The following is a 17312-nucleotide window of genomic DNA, read 5'->3' as shown; positions in this document are numbered from 1 at the left end:
CGATGCGCTGGCGGGGGGGCATATCGCTGCTGGGCGCCGGGGCGCTGGTGCTCGCCTCCTGCGGGGGCGGCGGACCGTCCACCAGCGGCGGCGCGACCGGCGCGCCCGGACCGACGCCGACCCCGACACCTCCGCCGAGCGGGCAGGTCTTCGCCGTCCCCGCCGCTGAAAGCCTTTCGGGCGCGGAAGTCGGCACGATCATCGCCCAGGCCGCTGCCGAGGCCCGCGCGCGCGGCGCCGCGGCGACCATCGCCGTGACCGACCGGGTGGGCAACGTCCTTGCCGTCTTCGCCATGCCGGGCGCCGCGCCGACCGCGCGCATCCCCTCGGCCCGCGACGGCAGCAACCAGGACGCCCAGGGCCTGACGATCCCGAGCGCCGGTGCCGCGATCGCCAAGGCGATCACCGGAGCCTATCTCTCGAGCGGCGGCAACGCCTTCTCGAGCCGCACCGCGAGCTTCATCGTGCAGGAGCATTTCCCGCCCGCGCCGACCACGGCGGGGCTCGAAAGCGGCCCGCTGTTCGGGGTGCAGTTCAGCCAGCTGCCCTGTTCCGACCTCGCCGCCCGCGCCTCCGACGGGCTGATCGGCCCCAAGCGTTCCCCGCTTGGCCTTGCGGCCGACCCCGGAGGCTTCCCGCTCTACCAGAACGGCGTGGTCGTGGGCGGCATCGGGGTGATAGCCGACGGCACCTACGGCTTCGACCCCAATGTGCTGGACCGCGACAACGACCTCGACGAGGCGATCGCGCTCGCCGGCACGGTCGGTTTCGAGGCACCGGTCGGGATCCGCGCCGACCGCATCACCGCCGACGGCACGAGCCTGCGCTACACCGACGTCGAATACCCCCAGATCGGCAATGTCGCGGGAGCGAGCTTCGCCGCGACGGCGGGTGCGCTGGTGCCGGTCGCGGGCTATTACAGCGGCGCGGGCCTGCTTGCGGGCGCGACCTACGGGACCGAGGCCTCCGGCGTGCGCGCCTCGACGGCTGCCGAGTTCGCCAACCGCGATGCCTTCGTCCTGTCCAATGGGGCGGGGGCGAACCGTTACCCCTTGCGCGGGGGCACCGACGCGGGCGACGTTTCCGCGCCGCTGACCGCCGCCGAGGCCCGCGCGATCCTCGAGGAAGCCTTCACCGTCATGAGCCGCGCGCGGGCGCAGATCCGCCAGCCGCTCGACAGCCGGGCGCAGGTGACGATCAGCCTCGTTGACACCCGCGGCGCGGTGCTCGGCATCGTGCGCTCGCCCGATGCGCCGATCTTCGGGATCGACGTGTCGTTGCAGAAGGCGCGCACCGCCAATTTCTTCTCCGGCCGCTTCGCCGCGGCCGAGCTGCTCGCGGCGGGCGGAGAGGTGCCGCAGTTCGTCACCCGAACGCGCATCTTCCTCGGCGATGCCAATGCGCTCACCGGCGCCTTCGCCTTTTCCGACCGCGCCAACGGCAACCTGTCGCGGCCCTATTTCCCCGATGGCGAGGTCGGCCAGCCCAACGGACCGCTGTCGCGCCCGATCCAGCAGTTCAGCCCCTTCTCGACCGGGCTGCAATCGGCGCTGGTGGTGGGCAATCTCGCGCAGCACCTCGCCTTCGTGACCGGCGCGGCCGCGCAGGACACCCCGCGCGCCTGCACGGGGCTGCCGCAGGTCACGGCCGGGACGACGCGGCTGGCCAACGGCATCCAGATCTTCCCCGGCTCTGTGCCGGTCTATCGCGGCAATGTGCTGGTCGGCGGGATCGGCGTGTCGGGCGACGGGATCGACCAGGACGACATGATCAGCTTCCTCGGCCTCCACAATGCCGGCGCACGGGTCGGAGGCGGGATCGGCAATGCCCCGCCCGCGATGCGGTCCGACCGGATCGTGGTGCAGGTCGGCAGCCGTCAGGTGCGGCTGCGCTACGTCAATTGCCCCTTCGCGCCGTTCCTCGACACGGCCGCGCAGAACGTGTGCGAGGGGCTCTAGGTGGGCGCGCTGCTGCCCCTGCTGGTCCTCCTCCAGGCGCCGCCGCCCGAGGAGATGCAGCCGCCGCCCGCACCCCCGGGGGAGGAGGCCCCGCGCGACTGGGAGCAGCAGGCGCCGCCAGTCGACCCGCAGATCATCGAGGGCCGCCAGCGCCCCGGCTACACCGCGCCCCTGCCCGAACGCATCGAGCAAACCAACGAAGGCGCGGTCCGCGCGCCGCCGCCGGAAGCCTTCCCCAAGGACCAGCTTCCCATCCCGGACCGCTGGCGGCTGATCGAAAGCCTCGGCCTCGTGCGCGAGAACCTGTTCGATCCCTACAACCAGAACACCTACAAGGGTGACCGGCCCATCAACCGCGCCAAGGTGCCGTGGCTGCCGATCAAGGGGGACGACTGGTTCTTCGTCGCCAACCTGATCAGCGACTCTGTCTACGAACCGCGCACCTTCCCCATTCCCGTCGGGGTCCAGACCACCGAGGATCCGGACCGCAACGACGTGTTCGGGAACGATTTCAGCCAGGTCTTCAGCCAGACCTTCATCGCCGGCTTCGCGTTGCTGAAAGGTTCGACGACCTTCAAGCCGCCGACGATCGAATACCGCGTCACGCTGGCCTACAACGTCAACTATGTCGACGTTCCCGAGCGGCGGGTGCTGTTCGTGGAGCCCTCGCGCCCCTCGCACCGGCTCGATCAGTTCCTTGGGGTGCAGGAAGCTTTCGTCGATTACCACTTCAGTCAGTTCGACAACGACCGCTTCGACTTCATCTCGATCCGCGCCGGCATCCAGCCGTTCCAGTCGGACTTCCGGGGCTTCCTGTTCAACGACCAGCAATTGGGCGTGCGTCTGTTCGGATCGCGCGACAACAATCGCTTCCAGTTCAATCTCGGCGCCTTCTGGCGGCTGGAGAAGGACACCAATTCCGGCCTCAACGCGATCCTGCGCACCCCGCGCGACGATTTCGTCTTCGTCGCCAACGCCTATCGCCAGGACTTCCTGATCCCGGCGCTGACCAGCCAGTTCACCGTGGTCTACAACATGAACCGCGAGGCCGACGACATCCAGATCGACACCAACGGCTTCCCGGTGCGCCCTGCGCTGCTCGGCACGCTCAGGGGCCGCGAATACGATGTCGTCTATCTCGGCTACAACATGGACGGCCGCGTGGGCCGGGTGAACCTCACGGGCAGTTTCTACTGGGCGCTGGGCGAAGACCGCAACTCGTTCTTCACCGACCGTCCGGCCGACATCAACGCGCAGTTCGCGGCAGTGGAAGCGAGCTACGACCGCAACTGGATGCGCTTCCGCCTCTCGGCCGCCTATGCCAGCGGGGACAGCGATCCCTATGACGACACCGAGGGCGGGTTCGACGCGATCTTCGAGAACCCGGTCTTCGCAGGTGCGGACACATCCTACTGGATCCGCCAGACCATTCCCTTCGCAGGCGGCGGGCGCGCGATCTCGGTCAACGGGCGCAACGGCCTGCTCAATTCGCTGCGTTCCTCGAAGGAGCAGGGCCAGTCGAACTTCAACAATCCCGGGCTGATCCTCGCAGGGGTAGGCGCGGATTTCGACCTGACGCCGCAGTTCCGCCTCTCGGCCAATGCCAACCACCTGTGGTTCGAGAACACCGCGACGCTTCAGGTGCTCAGGAACGAGGGCACGATCCCGCGCGAGATCGGCTTCGACCTGTCGGCTGCGGCGATCTGGCGGCCCAAGGCCAACCAGAACATCGTCTTCCGCCTTTCCGCCGCCACGCTGCTTGCAGGTGACGGCTTCAAGGACCTGTTCACCGCGCGCGGCGGCGGACAGGAATTCGTATCGGTGCTTGCCAACGTGGTGCTGACCTACTGATGCTTACGATCGGCCGAACCTTCACCCGCCATGTCGTGCTGCTGGCAGCGGCGCTGGTGCTTGCCATCGGCCTGTTCGCAGGTGTCCCGATGGCCGCCGACAAGGAGAAGCCGGTCAAGCGCGACTACAGCCGCGTCATCGCCCCGCCCGCGCCCCAGCGGCAATCGGTGGCGGAGATGGAGGCCAAGTCCGAAGGCTGCCTGACCTGCCATATCAAGACCGACGCGCCGACGATGCATGTGAGCCCCGCGGTGCGGCTGGGCTGCACCGATTGCCACGGCGGCGACACGGCGGTGCGCGGCAATTCCGAGCTTCCGCACGATCATCCCGACTATGTCGCCGCGCGCGACAAGGCGCACGTGCTGCCCAAGTATCCCAAGTCCTGGCACTTCCCTTCCTCGGCCAACCCCCAGCGGTCCTATGCGCTGCTGAACCAGGAAAGCCCCGAGTTCGTGAAGTTCATCAATCCGAGCGACTACCGTGTGGCGCGCGAGGCCTGCGGAGCGTGCCACATCCAGGCGATCGAGGCGGCGGAACGCTCGATCATGGCGACGGGCGCGATGCTGTGGGGCGGGGCGAGCTACAACAACGGCATCCTGCCCTTCAAGAACTACCTCCTCGGCGAAGCCTACACGCGAGAGGGCGATGCTGCGAAGATCGTCACCCCGGGCGCGGGGCCGGGCGGCAAGCTCTCGGAGGATCAGGTCGCGCGCGGCGTGCTCGCCGAGATGTATCCGCTGCCGACGTGGCACGTGATCCCGCCGGGCGACGTGTTCCGCGTGTTCGAGCGCGGCGGGCGCACGATCAACTCGCAGTTCCCGGAAATCGGCCTGCCCAATCCCTCGGGCTCGATCCAGCGCCTCGAGGAGCCCGGGCGGCCCGACTTGAAGCAGTCGAACCGCGGCCCCGGCACGGGGCTCCGGGTGGCGATCCCGGCGCTCAACATCCACAAGACGCGCCTCAACGATCCCTTCACCTGGTTCATGGGGACGAACGACCAGCCGGGCGACTACCGCCATTCGGGCTGCGCGTCCTGCCATGTGGTCTATGCCAACGACCGCGAGCCGCGCCACTCGCTGACCTATGCGCAATACGGGCGCGACGGGCAGTCGATCACCCTCGATCCGACCATCGCCGCCAAGATCGAGCATGCGGCCGGCTATGGCGACAAGAAGAAGGGCGGGCACGGTGCGGTCAAGGAACCGGGGCACCACGAGGCCGACGACGGCCACGGGCACAGTGCGGCCAAGGAAGCGGGCAAGCGCGCCGACGACAGCCTCACCATGGGGGGACAGAAGAAGGAGAGCGGCCACCCGCTCCAGCACGTTTTCACCCGCGCCATTCCGACCAGCCAGTGCATGAACTGCCACATGCACCAGCCCAACATCTTCCTGAACTCCTTCCTCGGCTACACCATGTGGGACTACGAAAGCGACGCGCCCCACATGTGGCCGGAGAAGCAGAAGTATCCGACCGCCGAGGAGGTGCGCGCCGTCACCGACCGCAACCCCGAGGGCGCGGCGCCGCGCGGCAAGTGGGCGGACGTGGATTTCCTGCGCAACGTCTACGACCTCAACCCCAAGCTCAAGGACACCCAGTTTGCCGACTACCACGGTCACGGCTGGAACTTCCGCGCGATCTTCAAGCGCGACCGCGAGGGCAACCTGCTCGACGCCGAAGGCAGGATCGTCGATCCCGATGATCCGGAGAAGTGGCGCAAGAACGGCGAGGGCAAGTTCGTCCCTGCCGGCGTGAACCCGGGCAAGGCGGTCCACATGATGGACATCCATGCCGAGAAGGGGATGCAGTGCGCCGATTGCCACTTCGAGCAGGACAGCCACGGCAATGGCCTCATCTACGGCGAGGTGGCGAACGCGATCGAGATCACCTGCAAGGACTGCCACGGCACGCCCGACGCCTATCCGACCCTGCGCACCAGCGGCCCCGCCGCCCCGCCCGAGGGCCACAACCTTGCCCTGCTGCGCAACCCCGATGGCAAGCGCCGCTTCGAGTGGCTGGAAGGCTCCGACGGTCGCCGCAAGCTGGTCCAACGCTCGATCGTCGACCCGAACCTCGAATGGGAGATGAGCCTCGTCAAGGACACGGTCGATCCGGCGACGCCAACCTTCAACGCCAAGGCCGCGCGGGCCAAGCTCGTCAGCCGCTACGGGGCGGAGACGGGCAATTTCGAGTTCGGCGTCGGCATCGCCGAAAGCGACCGCGCGCACCGCGATCCCGAGATGGCGTGCTTCACCTGCCACCTGTCGTGGACGACCTCATGCGGGGGCTGCCACCTTCCCATCGAGGCCAACTGGAAGACCAAGATCCATCGCTACGAGGGCGGCGAGACGCGGAACTTCGCGACCTACAATCCGCAGGTCGCGCGCGACGAGATGTTCCAGCTCGGCAAGCACCAGACCACCAAGGGCAATCAGGTCGCGCCGGTGCGCTCGTCCTCGGCGCTGGTGCTGTCCTCGACCAACATCAACCGCGAGCGCATCTACGTGCAGCAGCCGCCGATTTCGGCCATCGGGTTCTCGTCACAGGCTTTCGCGCCGCACTTCCCGCACACCGTGCGCCTGACCGAGACCAAGACCTGCACCGACTGCCATCTCAGCGCGAAGGACGACAACAACGCCATCATGGCGCAGCTCCTTTTGCTCGGCACCAACTACGTCAACTTCGTCGGCCTCAACGCATGGACCGGCCTCGAAGGCGGCTTCCAGGCGACCCGCGTGACCGAATATGATGAACCGCAGGCGGTGATCGGTTCCTACCTCCACCGCTATGCCTATCCCGATTACTGGGGCCTGCATGTCGAGCAGAACGGGCGCGAGCTGAAGAACTGGGTGCGGGGCAAGACCTTCGACAAGAAGCTGTCGGGCGAGACCCACCCGCTCGAGGAATTCGTCAACGTCCACGAAGGCACCAGCGACCGCGTCGGCTGCCTCCAGCTTCGCGGCGAATACATGTTCGTCGCTGCCGGCAAGGGCGGCTTCACCGCCTATGATGTTGCCAGCATCGCCAACAAGGGCACCTCGGAGCGCATCCTCAAGGGGCCGTTCTCGGCCCTGGGCCATGACACGAACGTGAAGACCACCAACGCCACCTGCATGGCGCTCGCCACCAACCAGCCGATCGCTCCGACCCGCAACACCGAGAAGATGCGGCAAATGAACCAGGAGCAGGCCTTCCTGCCGATCTACAACTACGCCGCCGTCACCGATGCGGTGGAGGGGCTGATCCTCGTCAACGTGAACACGCTCGCCGACGGCGAATTCCGCAACAACCAGCTGCGCCGCCACACCTATGCCGACGGTTCGACCGCATGGAACCCGGGCGAGGTGCTCAAGGGCGCGCGGCATATCGTGCTGGCTGGCGAGGTCGCCTACATCACCGCAGACCGGGGCCTCGTCGTGGTAGACCTTGCCGATCCCGATGCGCCCAAGCTTGCCGCCGTGCGCGAGCTTCGCGATGCGCGCGCCTCGGCGATCCAGTTCCGCTACCTCTGGGTGACCGATGCCGAGGGGGTGAAGCTGTTCGATGTCACGGCCCTGCGCAATCCGGTCGCGGTGCCCGAGGCCACGGTGCCACTCGCCGATGCGCGGCGGCTCTACGTCGCGCGCACCTACGCCTATGTCGCCGCCAAGACCGAGGGGCTCGTCATCCTCGACGTCAAGAACCCGCGCGCCCCCCGCGTGCACCAGAAGGTCACGCTCGGCGGGGCGCTGTCCGATGCCGAGGACGTGATCGTCGCCACCACCAATGCCTCGCTGTTCGCCTATGTCGCCGATGGGCGCAACGGGATGAAGGTGCTGCAACTCACCAGCCCCGACAGCCAGCGCAATTTCTACGGCTTCTCGCCGGCACCGGTTCCCGAACTGATCGCGTGGGCGAAGACGCCGACGCCCGCAATCGCGCTCAGCAAGGGCCTCGACCGCGACCGCGCAGTGGACGAGACCGGCGGGCAGATGGCGGTGTTCGGCCGCCTCGGCTCGCGACCCTTCACGCGGCCCGAGATGGAGCGCCTGTTCATGACCCGCAGCGGCGTGCCGTGGAAGGTTTCCGACGAGGTCGACATGAAGCGCTGGGTCGGGTTTGCTCCGGCGGGGGCGCAACGGGCGAGCGCACGGTAGGGCCTCACTTCGTCATTGCGAGAAGCCGAAGGCGACGCGGCAATCCATGGCCCCGTCGCACGGTGCTGTAACGGCATTCCATGGATTGCTTCGTTTCGCTCGCAATCACGAGGTCGGGGAACTTACTCGCGCTCCGCGAACATGCCTTCGATCATCGGTTGCAGGCCGGCATGGAAGCGCGCCAGCACCTGCCAGTCGCCGACCCGCTCGTAATGCGAGACGAGGCTAGTGCCGTCCCAGCGGTGCAGCGCGTAGGTCGGCGGCTCGGTGGTGATGAGCTCGCGGTTGTCGGGCACATTCTGGTCGATGGGGTTGAGGTCCATCGCCACCAGCGGCGCGACCGAGGGTGTTACGCCGAGCGGGATGCCGGCAAAGCGCGTGGTGATCTGGCGGTGCAGGTGCCCGCAGTGGATCGCCAGCACCTGTGACTGGCCTTCGAGCACCGCGCGAAGGCGCGTGATCCAGCCCTCTTCCGGCGCGGGGTCCATCCAGTCGATCCCCGCGACCACCGGCGGGTGGTGCATGAAGATCAGGGTCGGCGTCTCGGGCGCCTCGGCAAGCCGCGCCGCCAGCCATTGTGCGCGCGCCTCGCAGAAGGCGCCGCCGTGGCGGCCGTCCTCGAGCGTGTCGAGGCAGATGATCCTGAGGCCCAGCGGGGCCTCGACGACATAGTGCAGGAAGCCGCCCTCGGCCGGAACCACCTGCGGGAAGGCGCCGAGCAGGCCCTCGCGGCTGTCGTGGTTGCCGACCATCGGCACGATCGGGAAGGGGCAGGATTCGAGCAGTTCGGCGGTCTTGGCGAAGCTCTCGGCATCACCGTGATCGGTGATGTCGCCGGACAGGACCAGCATGTCGGGGCGGTTCGGGCCCTCGATCAGCCGCGCGAGGGTCGCGCGGAAGCGGGTGAGGTTCAGCTCCTCGGGCTTTTCGTCGGGGGCGAAGCCGACATGGATGTCGGTCATCTGTGCGATCAGCACGGCGCGCGGTGGTGCGGCTTTGTCCCCCATCCCTATTTCCTAGCCTCCCCGGCCAGCGCCGCAACCTTCGTCTTGCCCGGTGCCGGCGGCGGGATCGGCTTGTAATGCGGCGCGGGGCCCTTGGGGGACCATTGCCCGGCGGGCAGGTGATAGGCGTGGCACATCGCACAGTCGGAGGGGACGATTTTCTTCGTCTTCACGGCAGTGGCGCCGAGGTGGCATTCGCGGCAGCTCTTGAGATCGGGTATCAGCAGGTCGCTCGCCGTCCGCGACGTGTCGGCGGCGTGGCAGTCGGTGCATTCCTGCTTCTTGTGCGCCTCGTGGTTGAAGAAGCTGCCGGTGAGGAAGCGGTCGGGCAGGTTGACCGGCATGAGATTGGCCTGACCGGTCGGGCCGGTGGTGGGCAGGTGGCACTCGGTGCAGACCCCGCCGACCGAAAGCGCGTTCGACAGGCCGATATAGGCCCGCACCGGACGGCCGAAATCGGCGCGGTAGGGCGAGGCGCTCCCCTGCTGCCCCGGCCGCGCGCGGGCCGGTGCAAGCCGCGGGCGGGGGCCCGAGGAAATCCGCGCGAGATCCTCGGCCAGATCCTTCACGTCGCCGTGGCGCAGCTTGCTGAAGCCGCCCGCCGCGGTGCGCCCGGAGACGAGGCTGTGGCACCCTTCGCAGGCGTCCTCCATCTTCACCTCGGTGAACGACATCCGGTCGGCTGTGAGCGTGTGGCAGTCGCTGCACTCGAGCGGCTTGCCGTATTGTCCGAGGCTCACCGCCATGCGCGCCGCCCCGCCGCGCGGGTTCATGTGGACATCGTGCGGGAAGACGAGGCCCGAGCGTTCGACCGGCTTCGTCCCCGGGGCCGCACGCACCGGCTTTGCCGCGCCGAAGCTGGCGAAATAGACCGGGCGCAGCTGCGGGTGGTCCTTGCCGAAGTCGTGGGCGTTGGCGAGGTCGGTGTCGGTGAGGCGCGTTCCCAGATCCTTGTGGCAATCGCCGCAGAAGGCCTCGGAGCCGGCGGGCGTGCGCACCGGTCCCTCGTGTTCCGAGTGGCAGGACACGCAGCCGAGCGGGCCTTCCTTGCCGAAGCCCTCGGCAATCTTCCATTGCAGCGCATCGCCATCGGAGAGCGGCGCCATCCCCTTGGCGAGGCGCGGCATCGGCGCGTGATCGCCGATATCCTTGTGGCACGAGACGCAGGTTTCGTCCTGCACGCTCTCGAAGGCGGCGACGTGGCAGCTCTCGCAATTGTCGGCGAGCGTGTGGTGCTTGAGCGAGAGCTCGCCGCTCGACCAGGCGCTGTCGAGCAGGACCGTGCCTGCTGTCCGCCCCGTCGGATCGGGCTTGGCGGGCGCACGCAGCAGGTGGCTCGCCACGGGGACCATCAGCAGCAGGACGAGGATCGCCGAGGCGAACACCCAGCTCATCGCGCGCTTGCCGGGGAGCACGCTGGCGAGAGTGAAGCCGCGCAGGGCATCGTTCCTGCCTTCATCGGCGGCGACCTGCCTGATGGTGACGCTGACCGTGCCGTCGCCCTCGCGCGCGACCGCCAGCCGGGCGGCGCCGAGCGCGATCTCGCCGCCGGTGCGCGGATCGATGGTGCCGTCGGTGACGCTGCGGCCGTCGAGCCCAAAGCCGAGCGTACCGAGCGCGCTAACCGCGAGCGTGTTGTCCGCCGCGGTGTCGATCCGCAGGTGATGCTGCTCGACCGCGAGATCGGGCAGGTGGATGTCGTTCTCCGCTGCGCGCCCGACGGTCAGGCTGTCCTGCGCGAGCGTCCGGTCGCGCACGATCTCGCGGCCGGCGGCGGTGAAGTCGATGGTGCGGATCAGGAAGGCCATCGTCCGCCCCTCACCAGTAGTAGAACACGCTGATCACATGCGCGGCGAGCGCGGCGATCAGGGCAATGGTGAGCGGAATGTGGACGAACAGCCAGACCTCCAGCAAAGCGCGGATGCGCAGGGCGCCGCGGATCTGGGCGAGCTGTTCGCGGCGCTTCTCGAGCAGGGCGACGACGCGGGCCTCGGCCTCCGATCCGGTCCCCATACCCCTGATCGCGCGGGCCGTGGCGCAGCCGGGATAGCTCCCCGTGAGCCGCGCCAGCGCGCTTCCGTAGAACACGTCCTGGCCGAGCGCATCGATCACCAGATCGGCCTCGGCCCGCGCAAGCGGCTGGGCGGCGCTTTCGAGCTGGCGGTCGATCGCGGTCAGCGCCTCGAGCATCTGTGCGCGAGTCATCTCCTTGCGGTTGGCCGAAAGGCTGGCGGGGAGCGTGGCATAGACCACCACCCCGTAGATGCCGGTCGCGATTACCAGCAGCATCAGCACGTAGGCGAGGGTGTGGACGTTCCAGCCGATCTGGAAGCCGGTGTGGAGCGTCGCGACGACGATCAGCGACAGGCCGAGATAGACATGGGCGGACGTCCATGCCTTGAGGCTCCACGCGCCCGGGTTGATACGTCGCTTCCTCACGCCGAGCAGCGAAAGCCACAGGATTAGCCCCAGCCCGACGGTGCCGAGGGTGTAGCCGTACCACGAGCCGCCATTGGGGCGCGGCTGCTGGTCGATCATCAGGTAGCCGGCGATGCTGGCCCCGCTCAGCGCCAGCGCGATCCACAGCCAGCGGAATCCCTTGTGCCTGAGGAAGCTGACGTGATCGGAATCGCGGCGCTTCTCGTCCTGCGAGAACCGCCCGGTGCCGCCGGTCGCCGTCTTCGCGCGCGTCGCCATCACTCGGCATCCTCGGCGAGCTTGGTGAAGGTCAGGAACTTGTCCGGGGCAACGCGGATCGCCGCGCCGGTCGGGCAGGCGCGCACGCAGGCGGGGCCGCCGTCGATGCCGGAGCACATGTCGCACTTGATCGCGAGCTTGGCCTTTGCGGTGCCCTCCTTCTCGGCGGCCTTCTTGCGCCAGGAATAGGGTGCTTCGCCGGGGCCGGGGCCCTTGCCGAACAGCATCCATTCGAGGAGGCTGGGCTTCTTGGGCGGCTTCGCGTCCATGCGGATCACGCCGTAGGGGCAGTTCCTCTGGCAATTGCCGCAGCCGATGCAGGTCTCGTCGATGAACACCTCGCCGTCCGGTCCGCGCTTGATCGCGTTGGGCGGGCAGTCGGCCATGCAGTGCGGGTGCTCGCAGTGGCGGCAGGAGGTCGGCACGTGGAGGTGGGCATAGGTCCGCCCCGCCTCGCGGTCCAAGCGCGACAGCCCGTCGTGGCTGTCGGCGCAGGCCTTCTCGCAATTGTCGCAGCCGATGCACAGCTTCTCGTCGATCAGCAGCACGTCGGTCGCCTCGCCGATGCCGTTGTCGACCAGGAACTGCGCGGTCTGCGAATAGAGATCGACCGCGCCCGAGAATTCGTCCTTGCGGCTTTCGATGAATTCATTGGTGGCGCGCCGGCCCGCCATGTCCTTCAAGGCGCGCTCGCGCAGCGCGGGGCGCTTGTCCATCAGCGCGAGGAAACCCTCGCCCGGCAGGCGGATCACCTCGGACTTGATCGCCGCCTTGACGGTGGCGGTGCGCGCCGAGCCGTCGATCACCGCCATTTCGCCGAAATAGCTCCCCGCCGGCAGGTAGGAGAGGAACACCGGCTTGCCGCCGATTTCCTTCTCGACGATCATCGATCCGCGGCGGATGATGAAGATGTCCTTGTCGTCCGCACCCTCGGTGACGACCACCTCCCCGGCGCGCTTCTCCTCGACCCTTGCGGCTTCGACCAGCGGGGCGACATCCTCGCGGGTGAGGCCCGAGCCGAACATCTGGAGCAACTGGCGCTCGATCGAGATGCGCTGGATCGCCGCCTTGGCGCTCGGCACCTGCGATTGCAGCTTGAGAGCCGCGAGGCGCGAGATCTCGACGACGATGGTGTCCTCCGCGGCGCGGATGGTCGCCCCGCGGCGGCGGCCCGAGATGAGGCCGACCTCGCCGAAGATCGAACCCGTCTCGATCGGGATGGTGATCGAGGGATCGGCGGGGTTGACCTCGACCGCGACCGACCCGCTGGCGATCCCGAACAGCGAGGACCCGGGCGCGTTGCGCTCGAAGATCACCTCGCCGGGACCGTAGAACTTGGCCTCGCTGTCGAGCATGAACTCGCGCATCTGAAGCGGGTTCATGCCGTTGAGGATCGACACGTTCGCCCGCAGGAATTCGAGCCATTCCTCGGTCGAGCGGTTGCCGGGCAGCCCCGCGAACTTGGCCGCGATGATCGGTTCGTCGGCGGGCTTCAGGTCGGTGTTGCCGTTGATGAACTCGATGACGTCGTGGCCCTGGTTCATGCAATGCTTGATCAGCGGATAGCCCGCCAGTGCGCCGATCACGAAGATGCCCGGCGCGGTCGATTCGAAGACCGGCGAGAGGCGCGGAAAGGCGCCGCGGTCCTCGCTGGTGAACTCGATCCCGCATTCCTCGACGAAGGCGCGGGGCGGGGCGGAGCCGATGCGGGCGATGATCCGGTCGCATGGGATGCGGATTTCACCGTCGCGGGTGGCAAGCGTGATCCAGCCGGGCTCGATCGCCTTGGTCTCGCTCTCGGTGCGCACCGTCAGCTTGCCGGCCTCGTGATCTGCCATCAGCGCGCTGACATTCGCCGCCTTGGCGGTCGGGAACTCGGTACCGCGGTTGAGGATCGAGACGGTGTTCCTCTGCGCCGGGTCCTCAGCCAGACCGCGCGCGTTCTCGATCCCCGCGTCGCCCGTGCCCACGATCACGATATGCTCGTCGACATATTCGGTGGGGTCATCGAGCTGGTACTGGACGTGCGGCAGGTCCGCACCGGGGCAGCGCATCAGGTTCGGGTTGCCCTGCGTGCCGATGGCGAGGATGACGTTCTCCGCCATCACCGTCTCGCCATTCGTCAGCTCGATGGCGTAGGGCGGGGCGTGGCGCTGGAGCTCGCGCACCGACTTGGTGCCGTCGCGCGCACGGGTGACGATCTGCTGGACCGAGCCAGGAATCGGATCGCCGGTGCCGCGGATCGCCTTGGCCTCGGCGTGGTATTTGACGTTGACCTTGTGTCCGGCGATCTGCTCGTCCCAGATCCCGAGGATCGTCTCGCGCTTGCCCGCTTCGAAATCGATGTCGGAGCGAAGCACCAGATTGCTGGGCGTCGCCATGACGTGCTTGCCCTTCTGGTACTTGTAGATCGTGTCGGAGAGGTGGTCGGTCTTCTCGAGCAGGACGTGATCGAGGCCGAGCGCGGCCGCGCGGGCAGCCGCGCTCAGGCCCGCCGGGCCCGAACCGATGATCGCGACCTTGAACATCCCGCTCACCTATCCTCCCCCCTTCGGATAGATCGCTCCCCAGAGACCTCACCATACCCAAAACGCCACCCGATGCCAGAGCGAATTGCCCCGGTTTGCCTGCGGTGCTAGCGCTCGCGCCATGGGAACAGGGGATCAGGCGCCCGGGGGCGGATCATCGAAGGCGGGCTGGTTGCTGCTCGGCGGCGCATTGCTGCTGGCGGCAGGCTCGATCGGCTATAATGTCTACGAGGGCGGGGGCGGCAGCAGTGCGCCCGAGGCTGCTGCGGACGGCGAACCCTCGATCGAACAGTTGCGGGCCGCCGCCGAGGCTTCGACCGACGATGCCGGGCCGTGGAGCGACCTTGCCTTCGCGCATTTCCAGAAGGGCGAGTTCGATGCCGCCGCCGCCGCCTACCGCCGCGCACTGGCGATCGCGCCGGAGGAGGCGGTGCTGTGGTCGGCGCTCGGCGAAACGCTCGTCCTCGCGAGCAAGCGCGACCCGCTCCCGCCCGAGGCTCTCGCGGCTTTCGGGAAGGCCCTGTCCTTCGATCCGCAGGACCCGCGCGCGCGTTATTTCATGGCGGCCAAGAAGGATATTGATAAGGATCACGAGGGCGCCATCGCCGCGTGGCTCGATCTGCTCGCCGACAGCCCGCAGGGCGCGCCGTGGGAGGCCGACCTGGTGCGCACCATCGAGCAGGTCGGGCAGATGAACGGCATCGAAGTCGCCCCCCGCATCGCCAAGGCGCAGGGCGAGCGCAAGCCCGCGCTGGTCGCGCCGGGATCGGGCAGCGTGGCAGGCGATGCGGCCTCCTCCAGCCTGCGCGGCCCGAGCGCGGCCGAGGTAGCGGCGGCGAGCGCCATGAAGCCTTCCGAACAGCGCCAGATGGCCGAGGGGATGGTCGCCCAGCTCGAAGCGAGGCTTCAGAAGGAGCCGAAGAATCTCGACGGGTGGGTGATGCTGATGCGCAGCCGCATGACGCTCGGCGAACCGGCCAAGGCGAAGGCGGCGCTCGAGGCGGCGGTGAAGGCGAACCCCGGCGCGGCGTCGCAGCTGCGCGAACAGGCGGCCGCGCTCGGCGTGCCCTGACCCCGCGCCTTCCGCACCCTCGTCAGAACCCGTAGCGCACGCCCAGCCAGAAGGTGCGCGGCACGCCCAGGTCGATCGAACCGCCCTGGTTGCGGGTGATGATCGCCTCGTCGGTCAGGTTCTCCGCCCGCGCGACCAGCGACACCCCGCCTCCGAGCGGCGCGGCGAGAAAGGCATCGAGCGTTGTCGCGGGGGCGAGGCGATCGGTCTCGCGATCGTCCTCGAACTGGGTCGAAACGTGCCGCAGCGTGCCTGCGAGCCGCCAGCCCGCGGCCGGTTCCCAGCCGAGCGTGAGGGTCGCCGCGAATTCCGGGGTCTGTGACGGGCGGTTGCCGTCGAGATCGGCCGAGGCGCCGCGTCCGCGCACCTCGGCATCGGTCCAGGCGAGCGCACCGTCGACGCTTACGGTTCCGAACTTCGCCGCCACGCTCGCCTCGATCCCGCGCGCTTCGATCGCCGGCAGATTCGCCCGGCGGCGCAGGTTGGGGCCGACGGTGACGTTGGCAATGGCATTCTCGACCTCGTTGTCGAAGGCGGTCACCGCGATCACGACTTCGTTGACCGGTTGCCAGTCGAAGCCGATCTCGAAGCCTTCCACCCTTTCGCTCGCGAGGTTCGCGTTGGCCTCGGTCGTGACGGGGAAGACGACGAAGGGGCGGTAGAGCTCGTTGAGGGTCGGCAGGCGCAGGCCGGTATAGGCCGCGGCGCGGATGTCGAGCCGCCGAGTGAGATAGAATAGCGCGCCCGCGCGCCAGTTCACCGCCCAGTCCGAACGGTCGGGGGCAATAATCTCGCTCACCGGAGCGCCGGCGGGGGTGACCGCGCGGTAGAAGCCGCCGGTAATGGAGGTGCGGTCGGCGCGCAGGCCGCCGTTGAGGGTCAGCGGCCCGATCTGCCAGTCGTCTTCGAGGAAGATGCCGAGGTTCCCGGTGGCCCCGCCCGCCCGGCGGCGCTCGGTGACGCGCCCGGTGACCGCGTTGAGCGCTTCCTCCTGCAACTCGCCGTCGGCGCGGCGGTAATCGACCCCGATGCGGATGTCGTGCCCTTCGAGCAGCGGCGGGCGCAGCTCGAACTTGCCGCCCACGCCGGTCGACGGCGTGCGGCGCTGGTCGAGTGTGGGGGTGAAACGGGTCGAAGAGATCACGATGTTGCCGAAGTCGCGCGCTTGGACATAGGCCAGCGCATCGAACTGCCAGTCGCCTCGCCCGACGAAGCGGATCGAGGCTTCCTCGCCCCGGCTGAAGGAATCCGCGCCCTCGAAGCGCAGCGTGCGATTGTCGCGGAAGGCGGCGACGCGGGCCTGGACCTCGACGGTGTCGGTGAGCGGGGCGACCGCGCGCAGGGCGGCGTTCCAGCTGTCGAAGGCGGCGCGTGCGGTGGCGGGAACGCGCTGGTCTTCGGGCGTGGTGAAGAAGCCCTGGCCGCGATCCCAGCGCCCGCTCGCGATGGCGAAACCGCCTCCGAGGCGCTGGGTCAGCACGCCGCTGGCCTCGGTCTCCGCCCGGTCGTTGATCGCCGCGCTGCCGAGGAAGCCCTGCGTTGCCCCCGGCTCGGCGCTTTCCATGTCGATCGTGCCCGCAAGCGCGCCCGCGCCGAAGGGGCCCGATCCGCCGCCGCGCGTCACCCGGATCGTCCCGAGCGTCTCGGGGGCGATGGCCGAAAGCGGAATGTACCCGAAGAACGGATCGGCGAGCGGCACCCCGTCGAGCAGCACCAGCGCGCGGCTGGTGGCATTGCCGCCGAGCGCGCGCAGCGTCACGCCTTGTGCGCTGGGGTTCGACGAACGGCTGTCCGAGCGGCGGAACTGCTGGAAGCCGGCGACATTGCGCAAGACATCCTCGATCCGGCCCGAGGGCGCCGCGACGATCGTCTCGCGCTCGAGGGTGGTGGTCGCGTAGATGCCGGTCGAGAGCGCCGGGTCGAGCCCGCGTCCGGTGACGATGATCTCTCGGCGCTCCTCGCCCGTCTCGTCCTGCGGCTCCACGCCGTCCTGCGCCGACAGGGGCAGGGCCGAAAGGAGGGCGAGCCCGCAGGCGGTGAGACGCAGCATCGTTTTCATCAGGCAG

9 protein-coding genes are annotated in these 17312 nt (G+C 68.5%); 4 read left to right on the top strand and 5 right to left on the bottom strand.

Annotated elements, in window-relative coordinates; genetic code table 11:
- Positions 1-2: 2 nt before the first annotated feature.
- Genes ACMX37_RS11995 through ACMX37_RS11985 form a run of 3 tightly spaced genes read left to right on the top strand, consistent with a single transcriptional unit; the run spans position 3 to position 7945 of the window.
- Positions 3-1958: a heme-binding protein gene (locus ACMX37_RS11995; RefSeq protein ID WP_483146145.1), complete on the top strand. Its 1956-nt coding sequence runs from the start codon at positions 3-5 to the stop codon at positions 1956-1958.
- Positions 1959-2012: 54 nt separating this feature from the next.
- Entirely contained in the window at positions 2013-3809 is a 1797-nt protein-coding gene (locus ACMX37_RS11990; RefSeq protein ID WP_483148405.1) for a hypothetical protein, read from the top strand.
- Entirely contained in the window at positions 3809-7945 is a 4137-nt protein-coding gene (locus tag ACMX37_RS11985; protein WP_483146144.1) for an LVIVD repeat-containing protein, read from the top strand. The genes ACMX37_RS11990 and ACMX37_RS11985 overlap by 1 nt, the downstream gene beginning before the upstream one ends.
- 122 nt (positions 7946-8067) lie before the next feature.
- Here ACMX37_RS11985 and ACMX37_RS11980 read toward each other — a convergent pair whose 3' ends face one another.
- The 4 genes from ACMX37_RS11980 to ACMX37_RS11965 are packed head-to-tail and all read right to left on the bottom strand — an operon-like array spanning position 8068 to position 14174.
- A complete protein-coding gene (locus ACMX37_RS11980; protein ID WP_483146143.1) occupies positions 8068-8952 on the bottom strand; it encodes a phosphodiesterase in 885 nt (294 codons plus the stop codon).
- Positions 8953-8954: 2 nt separating this feature from the next.
- Positions 8955-10757, bottom strand: a complete 1803-nt coding sequence (locus ACMX37_RS11975; protein ID WP_483146142.1) for a cytochrome c3 family protein — start codon at positions 10755-10757, stop codon at positions 8955-8957.
- Positions 10758-10767: 10 nt separating this feature from the next.
- Entirely contained in the window at positions 10768-11646 is an 879-nt protein-coding gene (locus ACMX37_RS11970; RefSeq protein ID WP_483146141.1) for a hypothetical protein, read from the bottom strand.
- Positions 11646-14174: a cyclic nucleotide-binding domain-containing protein gene (locus ACMX37_RS11965; RefSeq protein WP_483148404.1), complete on the bottom strand. Its 2529-nt coding sequence runs from the start codon at positions 14172-14174 to the stop codon at positions 11646-11648. The genes ACMX37_RS11970 and ACMX37_RS11965 overlap by 1 nt, the downstream gene beginning before the upstream one ends.
- Positions 14175-14295: 121 nt before the next feature.
- On the opposite strand from ACMX37_RS11965, the gene ACMX37_RS11960 reads away from it, so the two are divergent.
- Positions 14296-15246: a tetratricopeptide repeat protein gene (locus ACMX37_RS11960; RefSeq protein ID WP_483146140.1), complete on the top strand. Its 951-nt coding sequence runs from the start codon at positions 14296-14298 to the stop codon at positions 15244-15246.
- Positions 15247-15268: 22 nt separating this feature from the next.
- Here the strand turns inward: ACMX37_RS11960 and ACMX37_RS11955 are convergent, their stop codons facing one another.
- Positions 15269-17305, bottom strand: a complete 2037-nt coding sequence (locus tag ACMX37_RS11955; protein WP_483146139.1) for a TonB-dependent receptor — start codon at positions 17303-17305, stop codon at positions 15269-15271.
- Positions 17306-17312: the final 7 nt, after the last annotated feature.

This window comes from Porphyrobacter sp. THAI-01a, from assembly GCF_056868655.1.
Note: the sequence above shows the minus strand (reverse complement) of the source record. Positions and strands in the feature narration are given on the sequence as shown.